The 18,280-nt window shown below is 71.4% G+C and carries 18 protein-coding genes; 6 read left to right on the forward strand and 12 right to left on the reverse strand.

Annotated features, from left to right (window positions below; all coding sequences use genetic code 11):
* Positions 1-22 precede the first annotated feature (22 nt).
* On the forward strand, positions 23-1,273 hold the full coding sequence (locus tag ABZ370_RS03790; RefSeq protein ID WP_358615841.1) for an ATP-binding protein: 1,251 nt from the start codon (positions 23-25) through the stop codon (positions 1,271-1,273).
* 49 nt (positions 1,274-1,322) lie between these two features.
* Here the strand turns inward: ABZ370_RS03790 and ABZ370_RS03795 are convergent, their stop codons facing one another.
* Positions 1,323-1,859, reverse strand: coding sequence for a GtrA family protein (locus ABZ370_RS03795; protein ID WP_358615844.1), 537 nt, complete (start codon positions 1,857-1,859; stop codon positions 1,323-1,325).
* Positions 1,860-2,024: 165 nt separating this feature from the next.
* On the opposite strand from ABZ370_RS03795, the gene ABZ370_RS03800 reads away from it, so the two are divergent.
* From ABZ370_RS03800 to ABZ370_RS03815, 4 genes are all read left to right on the forward strand, one after another.
* The gene (locus ABZ370_RS03800) at positions 2,025-3,164 is read left to right on the forward strand and encodes a 5-(carboxyamino)imidazole ribonucleotide synthase (RefSeq protein ID WP_358615846.1); all 1,140 of its coding nucleotides are present in this window, start codon (positions 2,025-2,027) and stop codon (positions 3,162-3,164) included.
* Complete coding sequence (gene purE / locus ABZ370_RS03805; protein WP_358615849.1) at positions 3,161-3,694, forward strand: 5-(carboxyamino)imidazole ribonucleotide mutase; 534 nt, start codon at positions 3,161-3,163, stop codon at positions 3,692-3,694. Before ABZ370_RS03800 ends, purE begins: the two co-directional genes overlap by 4 nt.
* A gap of 1,042 nt (positions 3,695-4,736) precedes the next feature.
* On the forward strand, positions 4,737-5,936 hold the full coding sequence (locus tag ABZ370_RS03810; protein ID WP_358615851.1) for a dipeptidase: 1,200 nt from the start codon (positions 4,737-4,739) through the stop codon (positions 5,934-5,936).
* A gap of 172 nt (positions 5,937-6,108) precedes the next feature.
* Entirely contained in the window at positions 6,109-7,536 is a 1,428-nt protein-coding gene (locus ABZ370_RS03815; RefSeq protein ID WP_358615854.1) for an alkaline phosphatase family protein, read from the forward strand.
* Positions 7,537-7,638: 102 nt separating this feature from the next.
* Here the strand turns inward: ABZ370_RS03815 and ABZ370_RS03820 are convergent, their stop codons facing one another.
* The 6 genes from ABZ370_RS03820 to ABZ370_RS03845 form a co-directional block, all read right to left on the reverse strand.
* The gene (locus ABZ370_RS03820; protein ID WP_358615857.1) at positions 7,639-8,406 is read right to left on the reverse strand and encodes a cupredoxin family copper-binding protein; all 768 of its coding nucleotides are present in this window, start codon (positions 8,404-8,406) and stop codon (positions 7,639-7,641) included.
* On the reverse strand, positions 8,403-8,969 hold the full coding sequence (locus ABZ370_RS03825) for a YceI family protein (RefSeq protein WP_358615859.1): 567 nt from the start codon (positions 8,967-8,969) through the stop codon (positions 8,403-8,405). The genes ABZ370_RS03820 and ABZ370_RS03825 overlap by 4 nt, the downstream gene beginning before the upstream one ends.
* Before the next feature lie 83 nt (positions 8,970-9,052).
* Positions 9,053-10,162 (reverse strand): cupredoxin family copper-binding protein, encoded by a 1,110-nt coding sequence (locus tag ABZ370_RS03830; protein ID WP_358615862.1) that lies wholly within the window; start codon positions 10,160-10,162, stop codon positions 9,053-9,055.
* Between the two features lie 49 nt (positions 10,163-10,211).
* A complete protein-coding gene (locus ABZ370_RS03835; protein WP_358615865.1) occupies positions 10,212-11,630 on the reverse strand; it encodes a CopD family protein in 1,419 nt (472 codons plus the stop codon).
* The gene (locus tag ABZ370_RS03840; protein WP_358615868.1) at positions 11,558-12,289 is read right to left on the reverse strand and encodes a hypothetical protein; all 732 of its coding nucleotides are present in this window, start codon (positions 12,287-12,289) and stop codon (positions 11,558-11,560) included. Before ABZ370_RS03840 ends, ABZ370_RS03835 begins: the two co-directional genes overlap by 73 nt.
* A gap of 224 nt (positions 12,290-12,513) precedes the next feature.
* Entirely contained in the window at positions 12,514-13,854 is a 1,341-nt protein-coding gene (locus ABZ370_RS03845; protein WP_358615871.1) for a UDP-glucose/GDP-mannose dehydrogenase family protein, read from the reverse strand.
* Positions 13,855-14,032: 178 nt separating this feature from the next.
* Here ABZ370_RS03845 and ABZ370_RS03850 point away from each other — a divergent pair, with 178 nt between their 5' ends.
* The gene (locus tag ABZ370_RS03850; RefSeq protein ID WP_358615873.1) at positions 14,033-15,196 is read left to right on the forward strand and encodes an acyl-CoA dehydrogenase; all 1,164 of its coding nucleotides are present in this window, start codon (positions 14,033-14,035) and stop codon (positions 15,194-15,196) included.
* Between the two features lie 53 nt (positions 15,197-15,249).
* On the opposite strand, the gene ABZ370_RS03855 is transcribed toward ABZ370_RS03850, so the two are convergent.
* The 5 genes from ABZ370_RS03855 to ABZ370_RS03875 form a co-directional block, all read right to left on the reverse strand.
* Positions 15,250-15,912 (reverse strand): class I SAM-dependent methyltransferase, encoded by a 663-nt coding sequence (locus tag ABZ370_RS03855; protein WP_358615875.1) that lies wholly within the window; start codon positions 15,910-15,912, stop codon positions 15,250-15,252.
* A gap of 70 nt (positions 15,913-15,982) precedes the next feature.
* Complete coding sequence (locus tag ABZ370_RS03860; protein ID WP_358615877.1) at positions 15,983-16,465, reverse strand: hypothetical protein; 483 nt, start codon at positions 16,463-16,465, stop codon at positions 15,983-15,985.
* 121 nt (positions 16,466-16,586) lie between these two features.
* Positions 16,587-17,435, reverse strand: a complete 849-nt coding sequence (locus ABZ370_RS03865) for a helix-turn-helix transcriptional regulator (protein WP_358615880.1) — start codon at positions 17,433-17,435, stop codon at positions 16,587-16,589.
* A 25-nt stretch (positions 17,436-17,460) separates the two neighbouring features.
* On the reverse strand, positions 17,461-17,991 hold the full coding sequence (locus tag ABZ370_RS03870; RefSeq protein ID WP_358615882.1) for a DUF6879 family protein: 531 nt from the start codon (positions 17,989-17,991) through the stop codon (positions 17,461-17,463).
* Complete coding sequence (locus ABZ370_RS03875) at positions 17,966-18,223, reverse strand: hypothetical protein (RefSeq protein ID WP_358615884.1); 258 nt, start codon at positions 18,221-18,223, stop codon at positions 17,966-17,968. The genes ABZ370_RS03870 and ABZ370_RS03875 overlap by 26 nt, the downstream gene beginning before the upstream one ends.
* Positions 18,224-18,280: the final 57 nt, after the last annotated feature.

Consider the following 18,280-nt stretch of genomic DNA (forward strand, 5'->3'; position numbering starts at 1 on the left):
CGGTGGCTGACACGGTAGGACCATGCGCCGTCGCCTGATCAACTCCACGCTCGCCGTGGTGCTCGTCGTCATCGCCGTCTTCGGTGTCTCGCTGGTCATCGTCGAGACCCGGACCATCGAGGACAGCGCCCAGGAGAGCGTCAGCTCGGACGCGGTGCGGCTGGTCAGCATCGTGGACAGCAGGCTGCTCGGTGGTGAGGGCGTCACCCACAAGGTGCTGCGCGAGCAGATCGAACCCGGGCGCTACGCCCTGATCACGATCCCGCACCACCCGGACGTCGAGATCGGCCGGCGCCCCCCGGGCAGCGTCATCTCCTCCGAGGAGCAGGGCGAGCAGGGCGAGACGGTGCGGGTCGAGGCGTCCCGTACGACGGTGAGCCGGGAGATCGGCCGCACCATGCTGATCATCCTGGCGGTGGCGCTGCTCGCCGTCCTCGCCGCGGTCTTCCTCGCCGTACGGCAGGCGCACCGGCTCTCCGCGCCGCTCACCGACCTCGCCGAGACCGCCGAGCGGCTGGGCTCCGGCGATCCGCGGCCGCGCCACCGCCGCTACGGGGTGCCCGAACTGGACCGGGTCGCCGACGTCCTGGACGCCAGCGCCGAGCGCATCGCCCGCATGCTCACCGCCGAGCGGCGGCTGGCGGCCGACGCCTCGCACCAGCTGCGGACGCCGCTGACCGCGCTGTCCATGCGGCTGGAGGAGATCACGCTCACCGACGACCCGGAGACCGTCAAGGAGGAGGCGACGATCGCGCTGGGCCAGGTCGAGCGGCTCACCGACGTCGTCCAGCGGCTGCTGACGAACTCGCGCGACCCGCGCAGCGGCTCCGCGGTCGCCTTCGACCTGGACGAGGTCGTCAAGCAGCAGATCGAGGAGTGGCGCCCGGCCTCCCGCAGCGAGGGTCGCGCGATCGTGCGCTCCGGCAAGAAGGGGCTGCAAGCCGTCGGCACCCCGGGCGCGGTCGCCCAGGTGCTCGCGACGCTCATCGAGAACTCGCTGATGCACGGCGACGGTACGGTCGCACTGCGCACCCGGGTCACCGGCAACCAGGCGGTCGTGGAGGTCACCGACGAGGGCCCGGGCGTACCGCCGGACCTCGGCGCGCGGGTCTTCGAACGGACGGTCAGCGGACGGAACTCCACCGGGCTCGGCCTCGCGGTCGCCCGCGATCTGGCGGAGGCGGACGGGGGACGGCTGGAGCTGCTGCAGCCGTATCCGCCGGTGTTCGCGCTCTTCCTCAGCCGCGTGGCGGAGGACATCCGCCCGTCCTGAACGGCTACTTCCTGAACGGCTGCTTCCTGAACGGCTGCTTCCTGAACGGCTACTTGCGGACCGGCTGCTTGCCGTTCCGGCGGGTGGCCGGGGCCGGGGGCGCCTCCGCGAGGATCGCCTCCGCGCTCTCCACCGCATCCCGCGCGGGCATCGCCCGGAACACCCAGGTCCGGTAGGACCAGAAGCGGAAGAGGGTGCCGATGCCGATGCCGAGGAACTTGAAGACGTTGCTCGCGAGCGAGCTGTCCCAGCCGAAGCCGTACGTCGCCGTGTAGAGCACGCCGTTCTCGATGATCAGGCCGATCGCGCTGAACAGCAGGAACAGGCTGAGCTCCTTGGTGCGCCCCTGCTTGTCCCGGTCGCGGTAGGTGAAGTACCGGTAGCCCACGTAGTTGAAGCAGGTCGCGGCCACCGTCGCCACGATGCTGGCCCGCACCACGGGCAGCTCCGTGACGTTGCGGACCAGATTGAAGACGGCGAGGTTGACGAAGACGCCGGCACCGCCGACCACCCCGAACTTCGCGATCTCCCGGGCGAGCCGCCCCACCTGGGTGCTCAGCCCGCCGAGCATGCGTCGCTCACTCATGGTGATCGCTCAGCCCCGTTTCGTCATCGTCGACAACATCTCTCCATGCTAACCAGCGCCACGGACACTCGCCGGGAGGCCGCGAACATGAGTCCGGTCCCACTATCTGGAGGATCATCCAAGTGCAGGTCAGGGGCGGTCGTGGCGAGAAGTTACCCTTGGAGGGTGACATTTCCGGTAGTCGGCATGGTCGGCGGCGGCCAGCTCGCCCGTATGACCCACGAGGCGGGCATCCCCCTCGGCATCAGGTTCAAGCTGCTCAGCGACACTCCCCAGGACTCGGCGGCCCAAGTGGTCAGCGATGTCGTCATCGGCGACTATCGCGACCTGGAGACGCTTCGTGCGTTCGCACAAGGCTGTGATGTGGTCACGTTCGACCACGAACACGTCCCGGCCGAGCATTTGCGCACGCTGGAGGCGGACGGTGTCGTCATCCGCCCCGGCATCGAGGCCCTCCTGCACGCGCAGGACAAGGGTGTGATGCGGGAGCGGTTGCGCGCCGCCGGGGTCCCCTGCCCCCGCCACCGCATCGTCGCCGACCCGGCCGACGTGGTGCGCTTCGCCGAAGAGGGCGACGGTTTCCCCGTCGTCCTCAAGACGGTGCGCGGCGGCTACGACGGCAAGGGCGTGTGGGTCGTCCGCACCGCGGAGGACGCCGCCGACCCGTTCCGGGCCGGGGTCCCCGTCCTCGCCGAGGAACTGGTCGACTTCGCCCGCGAGCTGGCCGCCAACGTCGTGCGCTCCCCGCACGGCCAGGCCGTCGCCTACCCCGTCGTGGAGTCGATACAGGTCGACGGCGTCTGTGACACCGTCATCGCCCCCGCCCCCGACCTCTCCGAGTCGCTCTCCGCCCGGGCGCAGGAGCTGGCGCTGAAGATCGCGGCGGAGCTGGGCGTGGTCGGCCATCTCGCGGTCGAGCTGTTCGAGACCCGGGACGGCCGCATCCTCGTCAACGAGCTGGCGATGCGCCCCCACAATTCCGGCCACTGGACCCAGGACGGCGCCGTCACCTCCCAGTTCGCCAACCATGTGCGCGCGGTGCTCGACCTCCCGCTCGGCGCCCCGAACACCCGGGCGAAGTGGACCGTCATGACCAACGTCCTCGGCGGCGACTACCCCGACATGTACACGGCCTACCTGCACTGCATGGCCCGTGACCCCGCGCTGAAGATCCACATGTACGGCAAGGGCGTGAAGCCCGGCCGCAAGGTCGGCCACGTCAACACCTACGGCGACGACCTGGCCGACGTCCGCGACCGCGGCCGCCACGCCGCCGACTACCTCCGAGGGACCATCACCGAATGAGCGCTCCAGTGCCCGCGATCGGCATCGTCATGGGCTCCGACTCCGACTGGCCGGTCATGGAAGAAGCGGCCAAGGCCCTCGACGAGTTCGAGATCCCGTACGAGGTGGACGTCGTCTCCGCGCACCGGATGCCGCGCGAGATGGTCGCGTACGGCGAGAACGCCGCCCCCCGCGGCCTCAAGGCCATCATCGCGGGCGCGGGCGGTGCCGCCCACCTCCCCGGCATGCTCGCCTCGGTGACCCCGCTCCCCGTCATCGGCGTCCCCGTGCCCCTGAAATACCTGGACGGCATGGACTCCCTCCTCTCCATCGTCCAGATGCCGGCGGGCGTCCCGGTCGCCACGGTCTCCATCGGCGGCGCCCGCAACGCGGGCCTCCTCGCCGCCCGCATCCTCGCCGCCCACGACGCGGAGCTGCAGGGCCGGATGCGCGAATTCCAGGACGAGCTGAACGAACAGGCCACGGAGAAGGGCAAGCGCCTCCGCGCCAAGACGGAGGGCACGGCGTCGTTCGGCTTCGGCCACCCCTGACCCCCGGCCCGGTCTTCGTCCCCCACCCCGCCCCTCCCCGAACCCGGGGCGACGCCCCAGCCCCCACTGGGCGCCCCCGCGGGGCTGCGTTCCGGCCCCCGCTGCGGGGGCTCCGCCCCCGAACCCCCGCTCCTCAAGCGCCGGAGGGGCTGGGTGGTGGGGGGATCTCCACCCCCGGGCTGCGGGACGGAGCCCCGCCCCCCGGCCGGGGCTGCGCCACGGAACCCCGCTGGGGCGGTGCCACGGAACCCCGCTGGGGCGGTGCCACGGAACCTCGCTGGGGCGGTGCCCCCGAACCTCGCTGGGGCCGTGCCTCCGGACCCCGCTGGGGCTGCGCCACGGAACCTCGCTGGGGCTGTGCCCCCCCCCGGACCTCGCTGGGGCAGTGCCCCCGAACCCCGCTGGGGGCTGTGCCACGGAACCCTGCTGGGACGGTGCCCCCGAACCCCGCTGGGGCAGTGCCACGCTGGGGCTGTGCCCCCCCCGGACCCCGCTGGGGCAGTGCCCCCGAACCTCGCTGGGGCTGCGCCCCGAACCCCTGCACGGCTCCGTGCCCGGGCCTCCGTGCCTGCATCTCTGCCGGGGTTCCGATCCCGGAACCTTGCGGGGCGGTGTCCTGATCCCCGGCCGGGGCGCGCCCCCGAACCCCGCTGGGGCTGCGCCCTTGGCTCCGGGTGCCTGACCCGGCCGGAGGCGTGCCTTCGGTTCGCTCTGGCGCTCCCAGCCCCGGCCGGTACACCCCAGCCCCTCCGGTGATTGAGGGCCGGGGTGTGGGGGGCGGATGTGTCCCACCCCCCGGCCCCTCCGGTGTTTGGGGAGCGGGGTGTGGGGGCGGATGTGCCCCACCCCCAGCCTCTCCGGCGTTTGAGGAGCGGGGTCCTGGGGCGGAGCCCCGGTGGGGGTTCGGGGGCGGAGCCCCCGCAGCGGGGGCCGGGGCGGAGCCCCGGGTTCGGGAAGGGGCGGGAAGGGGCGGGGTGGGGTGGGCCCGCCGCAGGCGCCCCGCCCCCGTGACTTCCGCCACCACCCGTACGAAGATGCCCAGATGACCGATCACCTCGCGCAAGCCCACGCCCTCCTGGCCGCCCACCCCATCGTGGACGGCCACAACGACCTCCCCTGGGCCCTGCGCGAGCAGGTCCGCTACGACCTCGACCGCCTCGACATCGGCACGGACCAGAGCGCGCGCACCCACACCGACATCCCCCGCCTCCGCAAGGGCGGCGTGGGCGCCCAGTTCTGGTCGGTGTTCGTCCGCTCGGACTTCGGCGGGGACACGGCCGTCAGCGCCACCCTCGAACAGATCGACGTCGTGCGCCGTTTGACCGAGCGATACTCCGACGACTTCCGGCTGTCGCTCAGCGCCGACGACATGGAGACGGCCCGCGCCGAGGGCCGCATCGCGTCGCTCATGGGCGCCGAGGGCGGCCACAGCATCAACTGCTCCCTCGCGACCCTCCGCGCCCTGTACGACCTCGGGGTGCGCTATATGACGCTCACCCACAACGACAACACCCCGTGGGCGGACTCGGCGACCGACGAGCCGAGGGCACACGGCCTGACCCGCTTCGGCGAGGAGGTCGTCCACGAGATGAACCGGCTCGGCATGCTCGTCGACCTCTCCCACGTGTCGCCCGACACGATGCGCGACGCGCTCCGGGCCAGCGAGGCCCCGGTCGTCTTCTCGCACTCCTCCGCCCGCGCCGTCTGCGACCACCCGCGCAACATCCCCGACGACGTCCTGGCCGCGCTCCCGGCCAACGGCGGGGTGGCGATGGCCACGTTCGTGCCGAAGTTCGTGCTGCCGGAGGCGGTGGCCTGGGCGAAGGCGGCGGACGAGAACATGCGCGCGCACGGCCTGCACCCCCTGGAGCTGACGGACGCCGCGAAGAAGGTGCAGCACGCCTTCGAGGAGGCCCGCCCGCGCCCCCTGGCAACCGCGGCCACCGTCGCCGACCACATCGACCACATGCGCGAGGTGGCGGGCGTCGACCACATCGGCATCGGCGGCGACTTCGACGGCACCCCCTTCACCCCGTCCGGCCTGGACGACGTCGCGGGCTATCCGAACCTCATCGCGGAGCTCCTCGACCGCCGCTGGTCCGAGACCGAACTCGCCAAGCTGACCTGGCAGAACGCCGTCCGGGTGCTGCGCGACGCCGAGGAGGCCGCGCGCGGGCTGCGCGCCCTCAGGGGCCCGTCCATCGCCACGATCGACCAGCTGGACGGCAACCCCGAAGCCTGACCACCCGACCGCCCGTATACACCCCACCAACCGTCCTTTTACCGGCGCTTGGTGCCTTTGCGATGTGTTGATGCATCGTTCACGTAATGCGTCTCTTCCCCGTCGCCGGCATGGCGAGAGAGTCATCAGCGGTCTGACGATCGCTCATGCACAGAAACGGGAAAGAGGCGTTATGCCCGACTTCACCCGCCGTAGGCTCCTTGGTGCCGCCGCCGGTTCGCTCGGGGCGGGCGCGGCCATGACGCTCCTGCCGCCGAGCGTGCAGCAGGCGATAGCCGCCGGGCCGCCCACGGGCGGCTCGCTCGACGACATCGAGCACGTCGTCCTGCTGATGCAGGAAAACCGCTCGTTCGACCACTACTTCGGCACCCTCAAGGGCGTACGCGGGTTCGCCGACCCGGACGCCCTGACCCTCTCCACCGGCAAGTCGGTCTTCCACCAGCCGGACGAGGTGAACCCGGACGGCTACCTCCTCCCGTTCCACCTGGACACCCACTCCACGAGCGCCCAGGCGATCCCCTCCACCAGCCACGCCTGGTCGGTGCAGCACGAGGCGTGGAACAACGGCCGGATGGACAAGTGGCTCCCGTCCCACCGCAAGGCGGACGGCGAGAACGGGCCGTACGTCATGGGCTACCACACCCGTGAGGACATCCCGTTCCAGTTCGCCCTGGCCGAGGCGTTCACCGTCTGCGACAACTACTTCTGCTCGGTCTTCGGCCCCACCTGGCCCAACCGGCTGTACTGGATGACGGGCACGCTCGACCCGGCGGGCGTCAAGGGCGGCCCGGTCCTGGAGAACAAGGCGCCGACGCCGTACCGCTGGACGACCTACGCCGAGCGCCTGCAGAAGGCGGGCGTCAGCTGGAAGGTCTACCAGGAGGAGGACAACTACGGCTGCAACCTCCTGGAGGAGTTCCAGCAGTTCCAGGACGCGCGGCCCGGCGACCCGCTGTACGACCGCGGCATGGTGCACAGCCCCGCCGGGACGTTCGAGGAGGACGCCCGCAACGACCGGCTGCCGACCGTCTCCTGGATCATCCCGACCGCCGAGGTCTCCGAGCACCCGGACTACCTTCCGGCGGCCGGTGCGGACTACGTGGCGTCCAAGATCGAGGCCATCGCGTCCAACCCGGAGGTGTGGCGCAAGACCGTCTTCATCCTCAACTACGACGAGAACGACGGCCTGTTCGACCACGTGCCGCCGCCCACCCCGAAGGCCGGGACCGTGGACGAGTTCGTCGGCGGCCTCCCCATCGGCGGCGGCTTCCGGGTGCCCTGCCTCATCGTCTCGCCGTGGACGGTGGGCGGCTGGGCCGCGGGCGAGGCGTTCGACCACACCTCGGTGCTCCAGTTCCTGGAGCGGCTGACCGGGGTGAAGGAGCCGAACATCAGCCAGTGGCGGCGCCGTACCTTCGGCGACCTCACCTCGGCCTTCGGCTTCGGCCACGCCGCGCCGAAGCCGCCGAAGCTGCCGGACGACACGGCCGAGCAGCTGGAGAAGGCCAAGGAGGAGGTCGAGAACCTCCCCAAGCCGACCCTCCCGGGCGCCGGCCAGAAGCCCCCGACGCAGGAACGCGGCCACCGCCCGCGCCGCTGACCCCGTGCACGGCTCCGCCCCCGCCGGATGACATCCGGCGGGGGCGGACGGGTTTCGGACGCGGCAGCGGCGGTAGCGAACCGTCGCTCCCGCCGCGTTCGCTCAGGAGCCGGCCGAAGACGCCCCGGTGTCCGCCGCGCGGGCGGTCGCGGTGCGTGAGCCGACCAGCAGCAGACACAGGACGGACACCCCGGCCACCGCTCCGGCGAGGACCAGCAGCGGATCCAGCGGCCGCCCCGCTCCGGCGGGCGCGGACACCGCGGCCTGCGGCGGCGGGGCGGTGGCCGGGGGCGTGCTCGGGGCGGCGGCCGACGGTGCGCCCGCGGCGGCGGACGTGCTCGCGTCCGACGCGGGCGTCGGCTCGGCGCTCCCGGAGGCCGACGAGGGGGCTTTGGCCGACGCCGTGGCCGCCGCGCCCGTCCGTACCCCCGCGCTCGCCCCGGCCGTCGGCGGGGCCGCGGACGGATGGGAGCCGCCGTGGTCGCCGTGGGCGTGGGTGGGCGCGGCCGTTGTGGCCGGTGCGGCGGGCTTGACGACCAGGTTCCCGGTCATGCCCGGGTGCACCGTGCACAGATAGCCGTAACTGCCGGCCGCGGTGAACGTGAAGCTCCAGGTGTCTCCCTTGTTCAGCATGGGGGAGTGGATCGCGGCCGGGCCGGAGGTGGTCTTCACATCGTGAGGGGCGGTGTCCTGGTTGACCCAGGTGACGGTGTCCCCGGCGCTGATGGTGAGGGTGCGCGGCCCGAACGCGTAGCCCTTCATGACGATCCGGTGGGAAGCGGCCGACGCCTCGCCCGCGGTCAGCGGCACCAGCGCGAGCGCCAGCAGACCCGCGGCGAGGACGGCCCGTACCGCCCGTACCGCCTTCATGTGAACTCCGCGGCCACGAGCAGCCGCAGACGCCCCGCGGGCGCGGTGCGCGGCAGGGTGAACCCGGTCGCGCGGCGCAGCGGACGGTACGGGACCTCGGCGGCGCCGACGACGAGCAGCCGGTCCGCGGCCCGCCCCGCGACCCGCAGCCGCAGCGTCGTGGCGAGCGGTACGCCGCGCACTTCCAGGTCCCCGTGGACTTCGAGCCGCTGTCCGTCGTCGGCGGGCTCGATGCTTTCGGAGCGGAAGACCAGACGCTTGTGCCGCGTGGCGTACAGCCCTCGACTGCCGCGCAGCCTGCCGTCGCCCAGCAGCCTGCCGGTGCGCAGCGAGGCGCTGTTCATCTCGATGTGCAGCGCACAGTCGGCGGGGTCGTCGGCGACGGTGAGGGCGGCGTCGGTCAGGTCCAGCCGCCCCCGGAGGGTGGCGACCGGGCCGAGCCGCGCCGTGAGTTCGACGATGCCACGGTCCGGGGCGACGGCGTACGTGCCCCGGCGCGGCAGCCACTCCGGGCCGGTTCCGGGTGGTGGGGCGGGGGAGCGGGGCAGGGTTTCGGTGGTCATCCCGGTCTCCAGAGGGAAGCGAGGGGGCTAGGGTGCGGAAGGCGACGGGCCGGCCGACTGCGACTCGGCCGGCCCGCCGTCCGTCAGCAGTTGCCGGTGATGTAGTCCTCGGTGGGCTGGAGCAGGTGCTCGGCCCAGACGGTGTGCATCTTCACGTAGCTGTCGAGGTTGAGGGCGTCCTGGATCTGCTGGCCCAGGGACTCCTCCAGATGAGCGGTCTTGACGTGCTGGAGGATGACGGACAGCGTCTTGTCGGCGACCGCGCCGCCGTCCTCGACGGCCGGGTTGAGGATGCTCTCCACCCAGACGGTGTGGGTCTTGATGTACTGGTCGAGCTGGAGGGCGTCCTGTACCTGCTCGCCCGGGGAGCGCTCCAGGTGGGCCGAATTCAGATGGTGGAGTATCGGCATCAGGACCTTCCGGACGTCGGCGCACTGGCCGTCGTCGCCGGAGCCGCCGCCGGAGCCGCCCGAGGAGGTCCCGCCGCCGGTGCCGCCGCCGCTCGTGCCGCCGCCGCTCGTGCCGCCGCCGGTGCCGCCGCCGCTCGTGCCGCCGCCGCTCGTGCCGCCGCCCGAGGTGCCGCCGGTGTGGCCGCCGCCCGAGGTGCCGCCGGAGGAGTGCCCCCCGCTGTCCCCGCCGGTCCCGCCGGACGTGCCGCCGCCCGTGCCGCCGCCCGTGCCGCCGTCGGTGCCGCCGTCGGTGCCGCCGTCGTCCGGGAGGACCGTGATGGACGCGGTCATGTCCGGGTGCACCGCGCAGTAGTACTCGTACGTGCCGGGCGTGGTGAAGGTGTACGACCAGGAGTCCCCCTTCTTCAGGGTCCCGGAGTCGAACTGCTTCGGGCCCTTGGTGGTGGTGACCGTATGCGGGGCCTCGTCCGAGTTCGTCCACTGCACCGTGTCGCCGACACGCACCGTCAGCTTCGCGGAGCCGAACTTCATGCCCTTGATGTCGACCTTGTAGTCGGCGGCCGCCGCGGGCTGTTGGGCGGCGGCCGGCTGCGCCGCCTGCTGGGCGGCCGCGGGCGCCGGGGCGGCGGTCGCCCCGGAGGCCGCGGACTGGATCAGCCCCAGGCACAGCACGGCCGACCCGGCCGCGGCCAGCCCGCCCGTCAGCAGAGCCCGGTTGCCGAATCGGGAGCGCGGCCGCTGCCCCGGTTCCCGCACTGCCTGCGCGGTGTCGTTGTCGCTCATGGTCCTGTGGACTCCCTTGATTCTCGGGGGATGGGAAACAGATGCCGGTTCAGCGGCCGGGATCGGACGTGACCAGCAGACTCGTCGCCGCGAGTACGACGAGGACGAGCCCCGTCTCCGCGGCTACCGAGTAGCCGAAGGGCCGCACGGAGGCGGCGTCGCCGCGCAGCAGCACGGCGAAGTCGAGGCGGTTGCGCACCCACAGCCGGCTGCTCTGGGCAACCAGCAGCGTGACGGCGAGGACCGCCACCTTGATCAGCAGCAGCTGCCCGTACGCGGTGTGCAGCAGCGCGTCGAAGGAGCCCACCACCTGCCAGGCGAGCACCAGCCCGGCGGCGGCGATGGCGGTCACCGAGACAGCGGCCAGCGTCGAGTAGCGGGGCACGACGGCGGCCAGTTCGTCCGGGCGGCGGCGCGGCAGCACGGCGACCGCGAGCATGGCCAGCCCGCCGATCCACAGCGCGACACCGAGCAGATGCACCAGGTCGGCGGTGGCGCCCCAGCCCGGGGCGGCGCCCTCGGAGCTGTGGCCGGACATGCCCGCCGTACGCAGCAGCCCCAGGGCGACGGCTGCCGCGCCGACCCGCCATCCGGGGGAACGGGCGGCCCCCGCACCGCCCTGCAGCACGGTGGCGAGTACGACCGCTGCCAGCACCCACAGCAGCCCGCGGGTGGCCAGGACGACGCCGACGTCGGTGTCGAGGATGTCCCGGTACGAGGCCGGCGCGAGCGCGTCGCCGAGCCCGCCCATCGCCACGTACGCCCCCTGGAGCCCCCAGGTGGCGACGGACGCCAGCAGTCCGCACAGCCAGGACGCCGCTAGCAGGGCCCTGGCCCGCCGGTCGGCGGCGCCCTGTGGCCACAGCAGGGCGACGAACGCCAGCCCGCCCACGAACAGGGCGAGGGAGAGATAGCCGAACCAGCGGGAGGTGACCAGGCCACGGTGCACCGCGGTGGACGGCCCGGTGGGCCCGGACGCCGCCTGGTGTCCGCTCGCGTCGTGCTCCGCGGCGCCGCCCGCGCCCGTACCGGCGGGGACCCGGAAGCCGATCCGTCCCGAGCTGGCGTGGCCGTCCTGTTCGTCGATCACCCGCCAGGCCAGGGTCAGCCGGCCGTGCCGGGGCTCGGACTTCGTACGCAGGAGGGCGGTGACGGTGTCCTTGCGGCCGTCTGCGGCCCGGCTCACCGGCAGCCGGGTGCCGTCCACGGTGGCCCGTACCTCGTCCGGTTCGACCGGTTCGCTGAAGGTGAGGGTGACGCGGCGGGGCGGCTGGTGGAGTTGGGCTCCGTCCTTGGGGCTGGAGCCGCGCAGCTCGGTGTGGGCGGAGGCGGTGGGGGCGCACAGCAGGACGGTGAGGAGCGTGAGCAGCACCGTGGCGGTGGTGCGGCGGGCCGTCATGGAGCGCCCGGCGAGGGCGAATCGGACGGGGAGGCCGAGGCCGAGGCCGGGAGCCAGGGGCCGACGCATATGTCCGCCGGAACCGTCGAAGCCGTCGTGGCCGTCGAGTCCGTCGTGGCCGACTCGGCTGCCGGGTCCGGCGGGCCCGGCGGGCCCGCGGAGTCCGCCTGGTCCGTCGGTTCCGCCGAGGGCGCCGTACCGGAGGGGCCGCTGGGCAGGTCGAGCACGCCGGTCAGGGGCGCGGTGAGCCGCTGGAGCACGGGCTGGACGAGATGGACCGAGCCATCGGCGCACGAGCCACGGGGGTCGTCGTCCCGGGCATCGTCGTCCGGGGTGGAGGGGGACGGCGAGGGGCCGGGGTCCGGCGAACCGGCGTCCCCGTTCCCGCCATGGCCGTCGTGCGCGCCGTGGTCCACCGGCAGGGGCGCCGGCGGCGGCACGACCGGGAGACCGCCGCCGCCCGGGTCCGGGGCGACGGGTGCGGGCGCTGGTGCGACAGGCGCGGGTGCGGCGGGCGGTGTGGGGGAGTCGTCGGGCGGGCCGGGGCTGGGTGGTGCGGCGGCCGTGGGCGGAGTGGGTGGGGGGACGGCTGCCTGGGCATCGGCGGCGCGCGTGCCGCCGATCCCCGAGGCATAGCCGAGGACGACCACGACGGCGCCGACGAGCGCGCCCGCGACGATCTCGTCACGGTGATCCCCTGGCCAGACCGCCCTGGTGAAGAAGGGCATAGCCCCCTCCTGGCATGGTCAGTTCATGAGTGAGCCATCAGGAGACCGGAGGGGGGATTCTCCTTCACTACGCGTTAGTTAACCGCTGATTGCGGCCCTCTCATCGGGCAGTACCGCCACTGTGAGATCGGGCGATAGCCGTCGACACCTCGCATCGCGCCGCGTGGAGGAAGACCGCTGGTTGTGGAGGGGGAGTGAACGCGGGCCGTGGGGAGGGCAGGCGGCTACGCCATGGGGCGGCCCAGCGCGCGGTACGTCCAGCCCGCGTCGCGCCAGTAGTCGGGGTCGAGCGCGTTCCGCCCGTCCAGGATGCGGCGCTCGGCGACCAGCTCGCCCAGGCCCACCGGGTCCAGCTCGCGGAACTCGCGCCACTCGGTCAGGTGCAGCACCGCATGGGCGCCCTGGGCCGCCTCCTGGGCGCTCGGGGCGTAGGCGAGGGTCGGGAAGAGGGCGCGGGCGTTGTCCATGCCCTTGGGGTCGAAGACGGTCACCTGGGCGCCCTGGAGCTGTATCTGCCCGGCCACGTTGAGCGCGGGGGAGTCCCGTACGTCGTCGGAGTCCGGCTTGAACGTGGCGCCCAGCACCGCCACCCGCTTGCCCAGGAAGCTGCCGCCGACGGCCTCGCGGGCCAGCTCGACCATGTGGCCGCGGCGCCGCATGTTGATCGAGTCGACCTCGCGGAGGAAGGTCAGGGCCTGGTCCGCGCCGAGTTCACCGGCGCGGGCCATGAAGGCGCGGATGTCCTTGGGCAGGCAGCCGCCGCCGAAGCCGATCCCGGCGCGCAGGAACTTACTGCCGATCCGCTCGTCGTAGCCGATGGCCTCGGCGAGCTTGACGACGTCTCCGCCCGCCGCCTCGCAGACCTCGGCCATGGCGTTGATGAACGAGATCTTCGTGGCGAGGAAGGAGTTCGCCGAGGTCTTCACCAGCTCGGCGGTCGGGAAGTCGGTCACCACGAACGGCGACCCCTCCGAGATCGGCGTCGTGTACACGTCCCGCAGCACCTTCTCGGAACGGTCGCTGGTGACCCCGACCACGATCCGGTCCGGGTGCAGCGTGTCCTGGACGGCGAAGCCCTCGCGCAGGAACTCCGGGTTCCACGCCAGCTCGGCGTCCGCACCGGCCGGGGCCAGCTCGGCCAGCCGCGCCGCCAGCCGGTCCGCGCTGCCCACGGGGACGGTGGACTTGCCGACGACCAGTGCCGGGCGGTGCAGATGCGGGGCGAGCGACTCCACGGCGTTGTCGACGTAACGCATGTCACACGCGTACTCGCCGTGCTTCTGCGGAGTGTTCACACAGATGAAGTGGACATCGCCGAACTGCCCGGCCTCCTCGTAGGAGCTGGTGAAGCGCAGCCGCCCGGTCGAGCCCTCGGCGCCGACCACATGCCGCTTCAGCAGATCTTCCAGGCCTGGCTCGTACATGGGCACCCGGCCCTCGGAGAGCATCGCGATCTTCTCCGGCACGATGTCCAGGCCCAGCACCTCGAAGCCCAGCTCGGCCATGGCCGCGGCGTGGGTCGCGCCCAGGTAGCCGGTGCCGATCACGGTGATCTTGAGGGCCATGTGGTGCTCCAGAAGCGTTGGTCTCAGGTGCGCTGCCTGAGCATAGTCGGCACCTCCGACAGCGCTCAGCGGCGTCTTGTCGGGTAGCTCACGTACAGGCCACGTATACGTGTCGGGACGACGGCCCTAGACTTCGGTTACTTAACGGTAGTTAGCACCACAGGGGAGTGAGAAGACCTTGGCGTCCTCGGGAAACGCAGACTTCGACCTGTACCGGCCGTCCGAGGAGCACGACATGCTCCGCGATTCGGTCCGCTCGCTCGCCGAGGCGAAAATAGCCCCCTTCGCGGCCGAGGTCGACGAGGAGGCCCGCTTCCCGCAGGAAGCGCTGGACTCCCTGGTCGCCAATGATCTGCACGCGGTGCACGTCCCCGAGTCGTACGGCGGCGCCGGTGCCGACGCGCTCGCGACCGTGATCGTCATCGAGGAGGTCGCCCGCGTATGCGCCTCCTCCTCCCTGATCCCCGCGGTCAACAAGCTGGGCTCGCTGCCGGTCATCCTGTCCGGCTCCGAGGAGCTGAAGAAGAAGTACCTCAGCTCGCTCGCCAAGGGCGACGCGATGTTCTCCTACTGTCTCTCCGAGCCCGACGCTGGCTCGGACGCGGCCGGGATGAAGACCAAGGCGGTGCGCGACGGCGACTCCTACGTCCTCAACGGCGTCAAGCGCTGGATCACCAACGCCGGAGTCTCCGACTACTACACGGTGATGGCCGTCACGGACCCCGAGAAGCGGTCCAAGGGCATCTCCGCCTTCGTCGTGGAGAAGTCCGACGAGGGCGTCTCCTTCGGCGCCCCGGAGAAGAAGCTCGGCATCAAGGGCTCCCCGACGCGTGAGGTCTACCTCGACAACGTCCGCATCCCCGCCGACCGCATGATCGGCGAAGAGGGCACCGGCTTCGCCATCGCCATGAAGACCCTCGACCACACCCGCGTCACCATCGCCGCCCAGGCCCTCGGCATCGCCCAGGGCGCCCTCGACTACGCCAAGGGCTACGTCCAGGAGCGCAAGCAGTTCGGCAAGCCGATCGCCGACTTCCAGGGCGTCCAGTTCATGCTCGCCGACATGGCCATGAAGCTGGAGGCCGCCCGCCAGCTGACCTACTCGGCCGCCGCCAAGTCCGAGCGCGTCGATGCCGACCTCACCTTCTTCGGCGCCGCCGCCAAGTGCTACGCCTCCGACGCCGCCATGGAGATCACCACGGACGCCGTCCAGCTCCTCGGCGGCTACGGCTACACCCGCGACTACCCGGTCGAGCGCATGATGCGCGACGCCAAGATCACCCAAATCTACGAGGGCACCAACCAGGTCCAGCGCATCGTCATGGCGCGCAACCTGCCGTAGCGGGGCTGACCTGCGGGAACGCCATGGCCCCCGGCATCGTGCCGGGGGTCGGCTCAGCCGGACACCGCCCGGACGATCAGTGTTCCGATATGCCCCTCGGTCGGTGCGTCCAGGACGGCCGCCTCGATATCCCGGAAGCCGCTCCTCGCGAGCAGTGCGGCCCATTTTCGTGGGGTGTAGCTGTAGCGGTACGTGAACATGGCCTTCCCCGCGAAACCGCCCTTGTACATGCCCTGCGGACCGTACGCGCCGGGGATGGCCGGGGGCTGGGAGAAGACGAGGGTGCCGCCGGGGTTGAGCCGCTGTGCGACCAGAGGCAAGAGCTTTGCCGGGTCGGTGAACCACACGGCCCCGAAGATCGAGTAGATCGCGTCATAGGTGTCGGCGTGGGTGCCCAGATGCTCCAGTACTTCCGCGCAGATGAATTCCCCGCCCCTCGCCCCCCAGCGTTCGGTCAGGTGCTTGACCGCCACGGGCGACAGATCGACCCCCGTGACCTTGACGCCCCGCTTCAGCAGGAAGGCCAGTGCACGCCCAGTACCGCACCCAATCTCCAGGGCCGTTTTCGGCGATCCCAGGAGTTCCGGGCCGGGACCGTGCCCGGCGTACTGCGTCCAGCAGAACACCGGATCGGCTTCCAGAGCCTTGTCCCGGGTGCTCTCGGCGAAGGCGTCCCAGAGTTCTCGTTCGGAGTCGATGTCGTACCGAGCGGGCAAGTGTCTTCCTCAAGCTTTCGGGGAGGTCCTCCCCTCCGCCCCGGAGCGGGGCGGAGGGGATACTGCTCGGCTAGTGGCTGTCGGGCACCTTGTCGTCGCACGGTGAGCACTCCGCCGCGTCCATGGCCCACAGCTCATCGTCCACGGCGAACCCGTTCCCGCGCAGGATGTCCGCCGTCCGGGTGACGGTGCCGTCACACCGCCGCCGGATCAGCGGTGCGTGGTGCTTGTACTGGCCGCCGTGGTACTCGTCACACAGGGCGAAGTAGACCGGGGTGTCCAGGATCAGGGCGTGAACGGCCACATCCACGGTGTAGCCGACGCCCATGTCCACGCCCTGACACTCCATGGCGGTGATGGTGTAGGCGATGGCCTGACCCAGGAGCCGCTCGGCGGTGTCGCGGGTCATGACGGCGTTGTCGCGCAGCAGGAGGGCGGTCTCCCGGGCCCACAGCGTCGGCTCGGTATCGGTGATCAGGCTGGGGACGCGGTGGGCCAGTGCGTTGAGGAGGAGCTGCGGGTCACGCGTGCGTGTCGGTGCGGCTGTGCTCATCGTGCGTACCTCCAGGAGAGGGTTCCGTGGAGCGGATCTGATCCCGGCCGAATGACCGTGCAACGACGATAGAGACAGCGTCCTCTGCCGATCCACGTTCTTGCACGGCATTGCATGTGGATTACCGGAGGGTGTTGATCGCCTCGGTGATGAGGGCACGGGCGGCGGTGCCGTGGACAGCGATCTCCGCCAATTGGGAGAAGGCTTTGGCGTATACGGCGATCTCGCTGGGAGCCGACACGTTCACCGCGGCTGTCAGCAGCTCGACGCTCGCGCGGTGGTCGTCGAAGAGGTAGAAGGCCTCCAACGGCCACACGCGGCGTTCAGCGGTGAACGGGATGATGCCGAGGCTGACGTTGGGAAGAGCCATCACCGCCAGGAGGTAGCCGAGCTGGCCGGCCATCGTGTCGGCGTCACCGATGCGGTACCGCAGCACGGTCTCTTCCAGGAGAAGCGCGAAGGTGTGTCCGCCCTCGTGGACCACGTGCGAGCGCTCGATGCGGGAGGCGGCGGCCTGCGACGAATCGTCAGGGGTCTCCTGGAAGGTGGCGATAGTGGAGAGCAAGGCGGCCGCGTATGCCTCCGTTTGTGCCATGCCCGGGATGACGTTCGAGCAGTACACGCGGAAGTGGCGAGTGCTCTCGTACAGGGGGACTACTTCCTCCTGCGCGCGGCGCATCCCATGCCGGTGCAGCTTCTTCCAGTGCACGTACATGTGATCGGCCTGGCGGTTCGCCGCGACCAGATCGTCCGCCTGGCCTTCCGCCCCGCACGCCTTGCACCATGCCCGGATGTCCGCGTCGGAGGCAGGTGTCCTGGCTCGTTCGACACGTGATGATTTCGCGGGGCTCCAACCGCACCGGAGAGCCAACTCGTGGCCGGTCAGCTCGGCGTCTCTGCGCAGTTCCCCGAGCCGAGCGGCGAGGGCTTCGCGGGCAGCCTGGGCACTGGAGGACGGGGATGCCGACATAGATGACTCTTCGATGCTCCGTTGGTCAGACCGTGTACTTCTGGTGGGGAACGCCGCGCTCCCAGACGGTTTCGAACGCCGACGCCGCCAGCCGAACCACGGCCTGCTCGGTTCGGACCTCCCAGCCCGGCCCGGACCAGTCGCCGCAGCCGGAGAAGTGGTTGAAGAGGATGGCGGTTTCGTCGAACACCCAGCAGTCATTCCCGGGCAGCGCGATGTCCGACGCCTGTCGCCTGGGCAGCCAGCGGACATGTTCCCCCGCGTGGACGTTGACGACGGTACCGGCGTGCTCGTACCGGATGTATTCCGTGACCGGCTCGGAGACGATGCGAGCACGGCGGACGGCCACGCCTCTGGCCACCGTGGAACGCATCAGATCGACCCAGGGGGCCCAGTAGGCGGACGCGGGGTCCACATCACGTTGCCCGGTACGTTTCCACGTCTCGAAGTCCTCGGCCTCGTCACCCACGCCATACACATCCCGCATCTCCAGGTGCAGGGCCGAGTGCTTGGCAGAGGCCAGCAGCTCATCAAAGCCAGGTTCGTTCCGCGACATCGCACGCCTCCCTGAGCATCGGCACCATGCGGGCCGGAATCCGGACCAGGGCCTCGTGTGCCGGGATTCCCGGAAGGTGCCCGGGAGCCTCGAACGCGGCACACTCCGTCTCCAGTGCCTTGTCCGGCTTCCAGCCCTGGAGCACCAGTTCCCTCTTCTCCTCGTCCACCCAGATGGTGGGGGAACCCTGCTGACCCGTCTCCGGATCAATCCCGATGAACCGCAGTGCCATGGCTGCCTCCGGTGTCGAGTGGCTTACGCCAACTTGCATGAGCTTTGCTGCGGCGGC

The organism is Streptomyces sp. NPDC005962, from assembly GCF_040629205.1.
In the GTDB taxonomy this organism is placed as follows: domain Bacteria; phylum Actinomycetota; class Actinomycetes; order Streptomycetales; family Streptomycetaceae; genus Streptomyces.

What these genes read in the sequence shown, in the direction of transcription:
- ABZ370_RS03835 (WP_358615865.1), bottom strand. Translation starts at nt 11,630, where the DNA reads ATGCGTCGGCCCCTGGCTCCCGGCCTCGGCCTCGGCCTCCCCGTCCGA.
- ABZ370_RS03845 (WP_358615871.1), bottom strand. Translation starts at nt 13,854, where the DNA reads ATGGCCCTCAAGATCACCGTGATCGGCACCGGCTACCTGGGCGCGACC.
- ABZ370_RS03870 (WP_358615882.1), bottom strand. Translation starts at nt 17,991, where the DNA reads ATGTCGCGGAACGAACCTGGCTTTGATGAGCTGCTGGCCTCTGCCAAG.
- ABZ370_RS03830 (WP_358615862.1), bottom strand. Translation starts at nt 10,162, where the DNA reads ATGAGCGACAACGACACCGCGCAGGCAGTGCGGGAACCGGGGCAGCGG.
- ABZ370_RS03825 (WP_358615859.1), bottom strand. Translation starts at nt 8,969, where the DNA reads ATGACCACCGAAACCCTGCCCCGCTCCCCCGCCCCACCACCCGGAACC.
- ABZ370_RS03875 (WP_358615884.1), bottom strand. Translation starts at nt 18,223, where the DNA reads ATGGCACTGCGGTTCATCGGGATTGATCCGGAGACGGGTCAGCAGGGT.
- ABZ370_RS03865 (WP_358615880.1), bottom strand. Translation starts at nt 17,435, where the DNA reads ATGTCGGCATCCCCGTCCTCCAGTGCCCAGGCTGCCCGCGAAGCCCTC.
- ABZ370_RS03790 (WP_358615841.1), top strand. Translation starts at nt 23, where the DNA reads ATGCGCCGTCGCCTGATCAACTCCACGCTCGCCGTGGTGCTCGTCGTC.
- purE (WP_358615849.1), top strand. Translation starts at nt 3,161, where the DNA reads ATGAGCGCTCCAGTGCCCGCGATCGGCATCGTCATGGGCTCCGACTCC.
- ABZ370_RS03840 (WP_358615868.1), bottom strand. Translation starts at nt 12,289, where the DNA reads ATGCCCTTCTTCACCAGGGCGGTCTGGCCAGGGGATCACCGTGACGAG.
- ABZ370_RS03860 (WP_358615877.1), bottom strand. Translation starts at nt 16,465, where the DNA reads ATGAGCACAGCCGCACCGACACGCACGCGTGACCCGCAGCTCCTCCTC.
- ABZ370_RS03810 (WP_358615851.1), top strand. Translation starts at nt 4,737, where the DNA reads ATGACCGATCACCTCGCGCAAGCCCACGCCCTCCTGGCCGCCCACCCC.
- ABZ370_RS03820 (WP_358615857.1), bottom strand. Translation starts at nt 8,406, where the DNA reads ATGAAGGCGGTACGGGCGGTACGGGCCGTCCTCGCCGCGGGTCTGCTG.
- ABZ370_RS03815 (WP_358615854.1), top strand. Translation starts at nt 6,109, where the DNA reads ATGCCCGACTTCACCCGCCGTAGGCTCCTTGGTGCCGCCGCCGGTTCG.
- ABZ370_RS03795 (WP_358615844.1), bottom strand. Translation starts at nt 1,859, where the DNA reads ATGAGTGAGCGACGCATGCTCGGCGGGCTGAGCACCCAGGTGGGGCGG.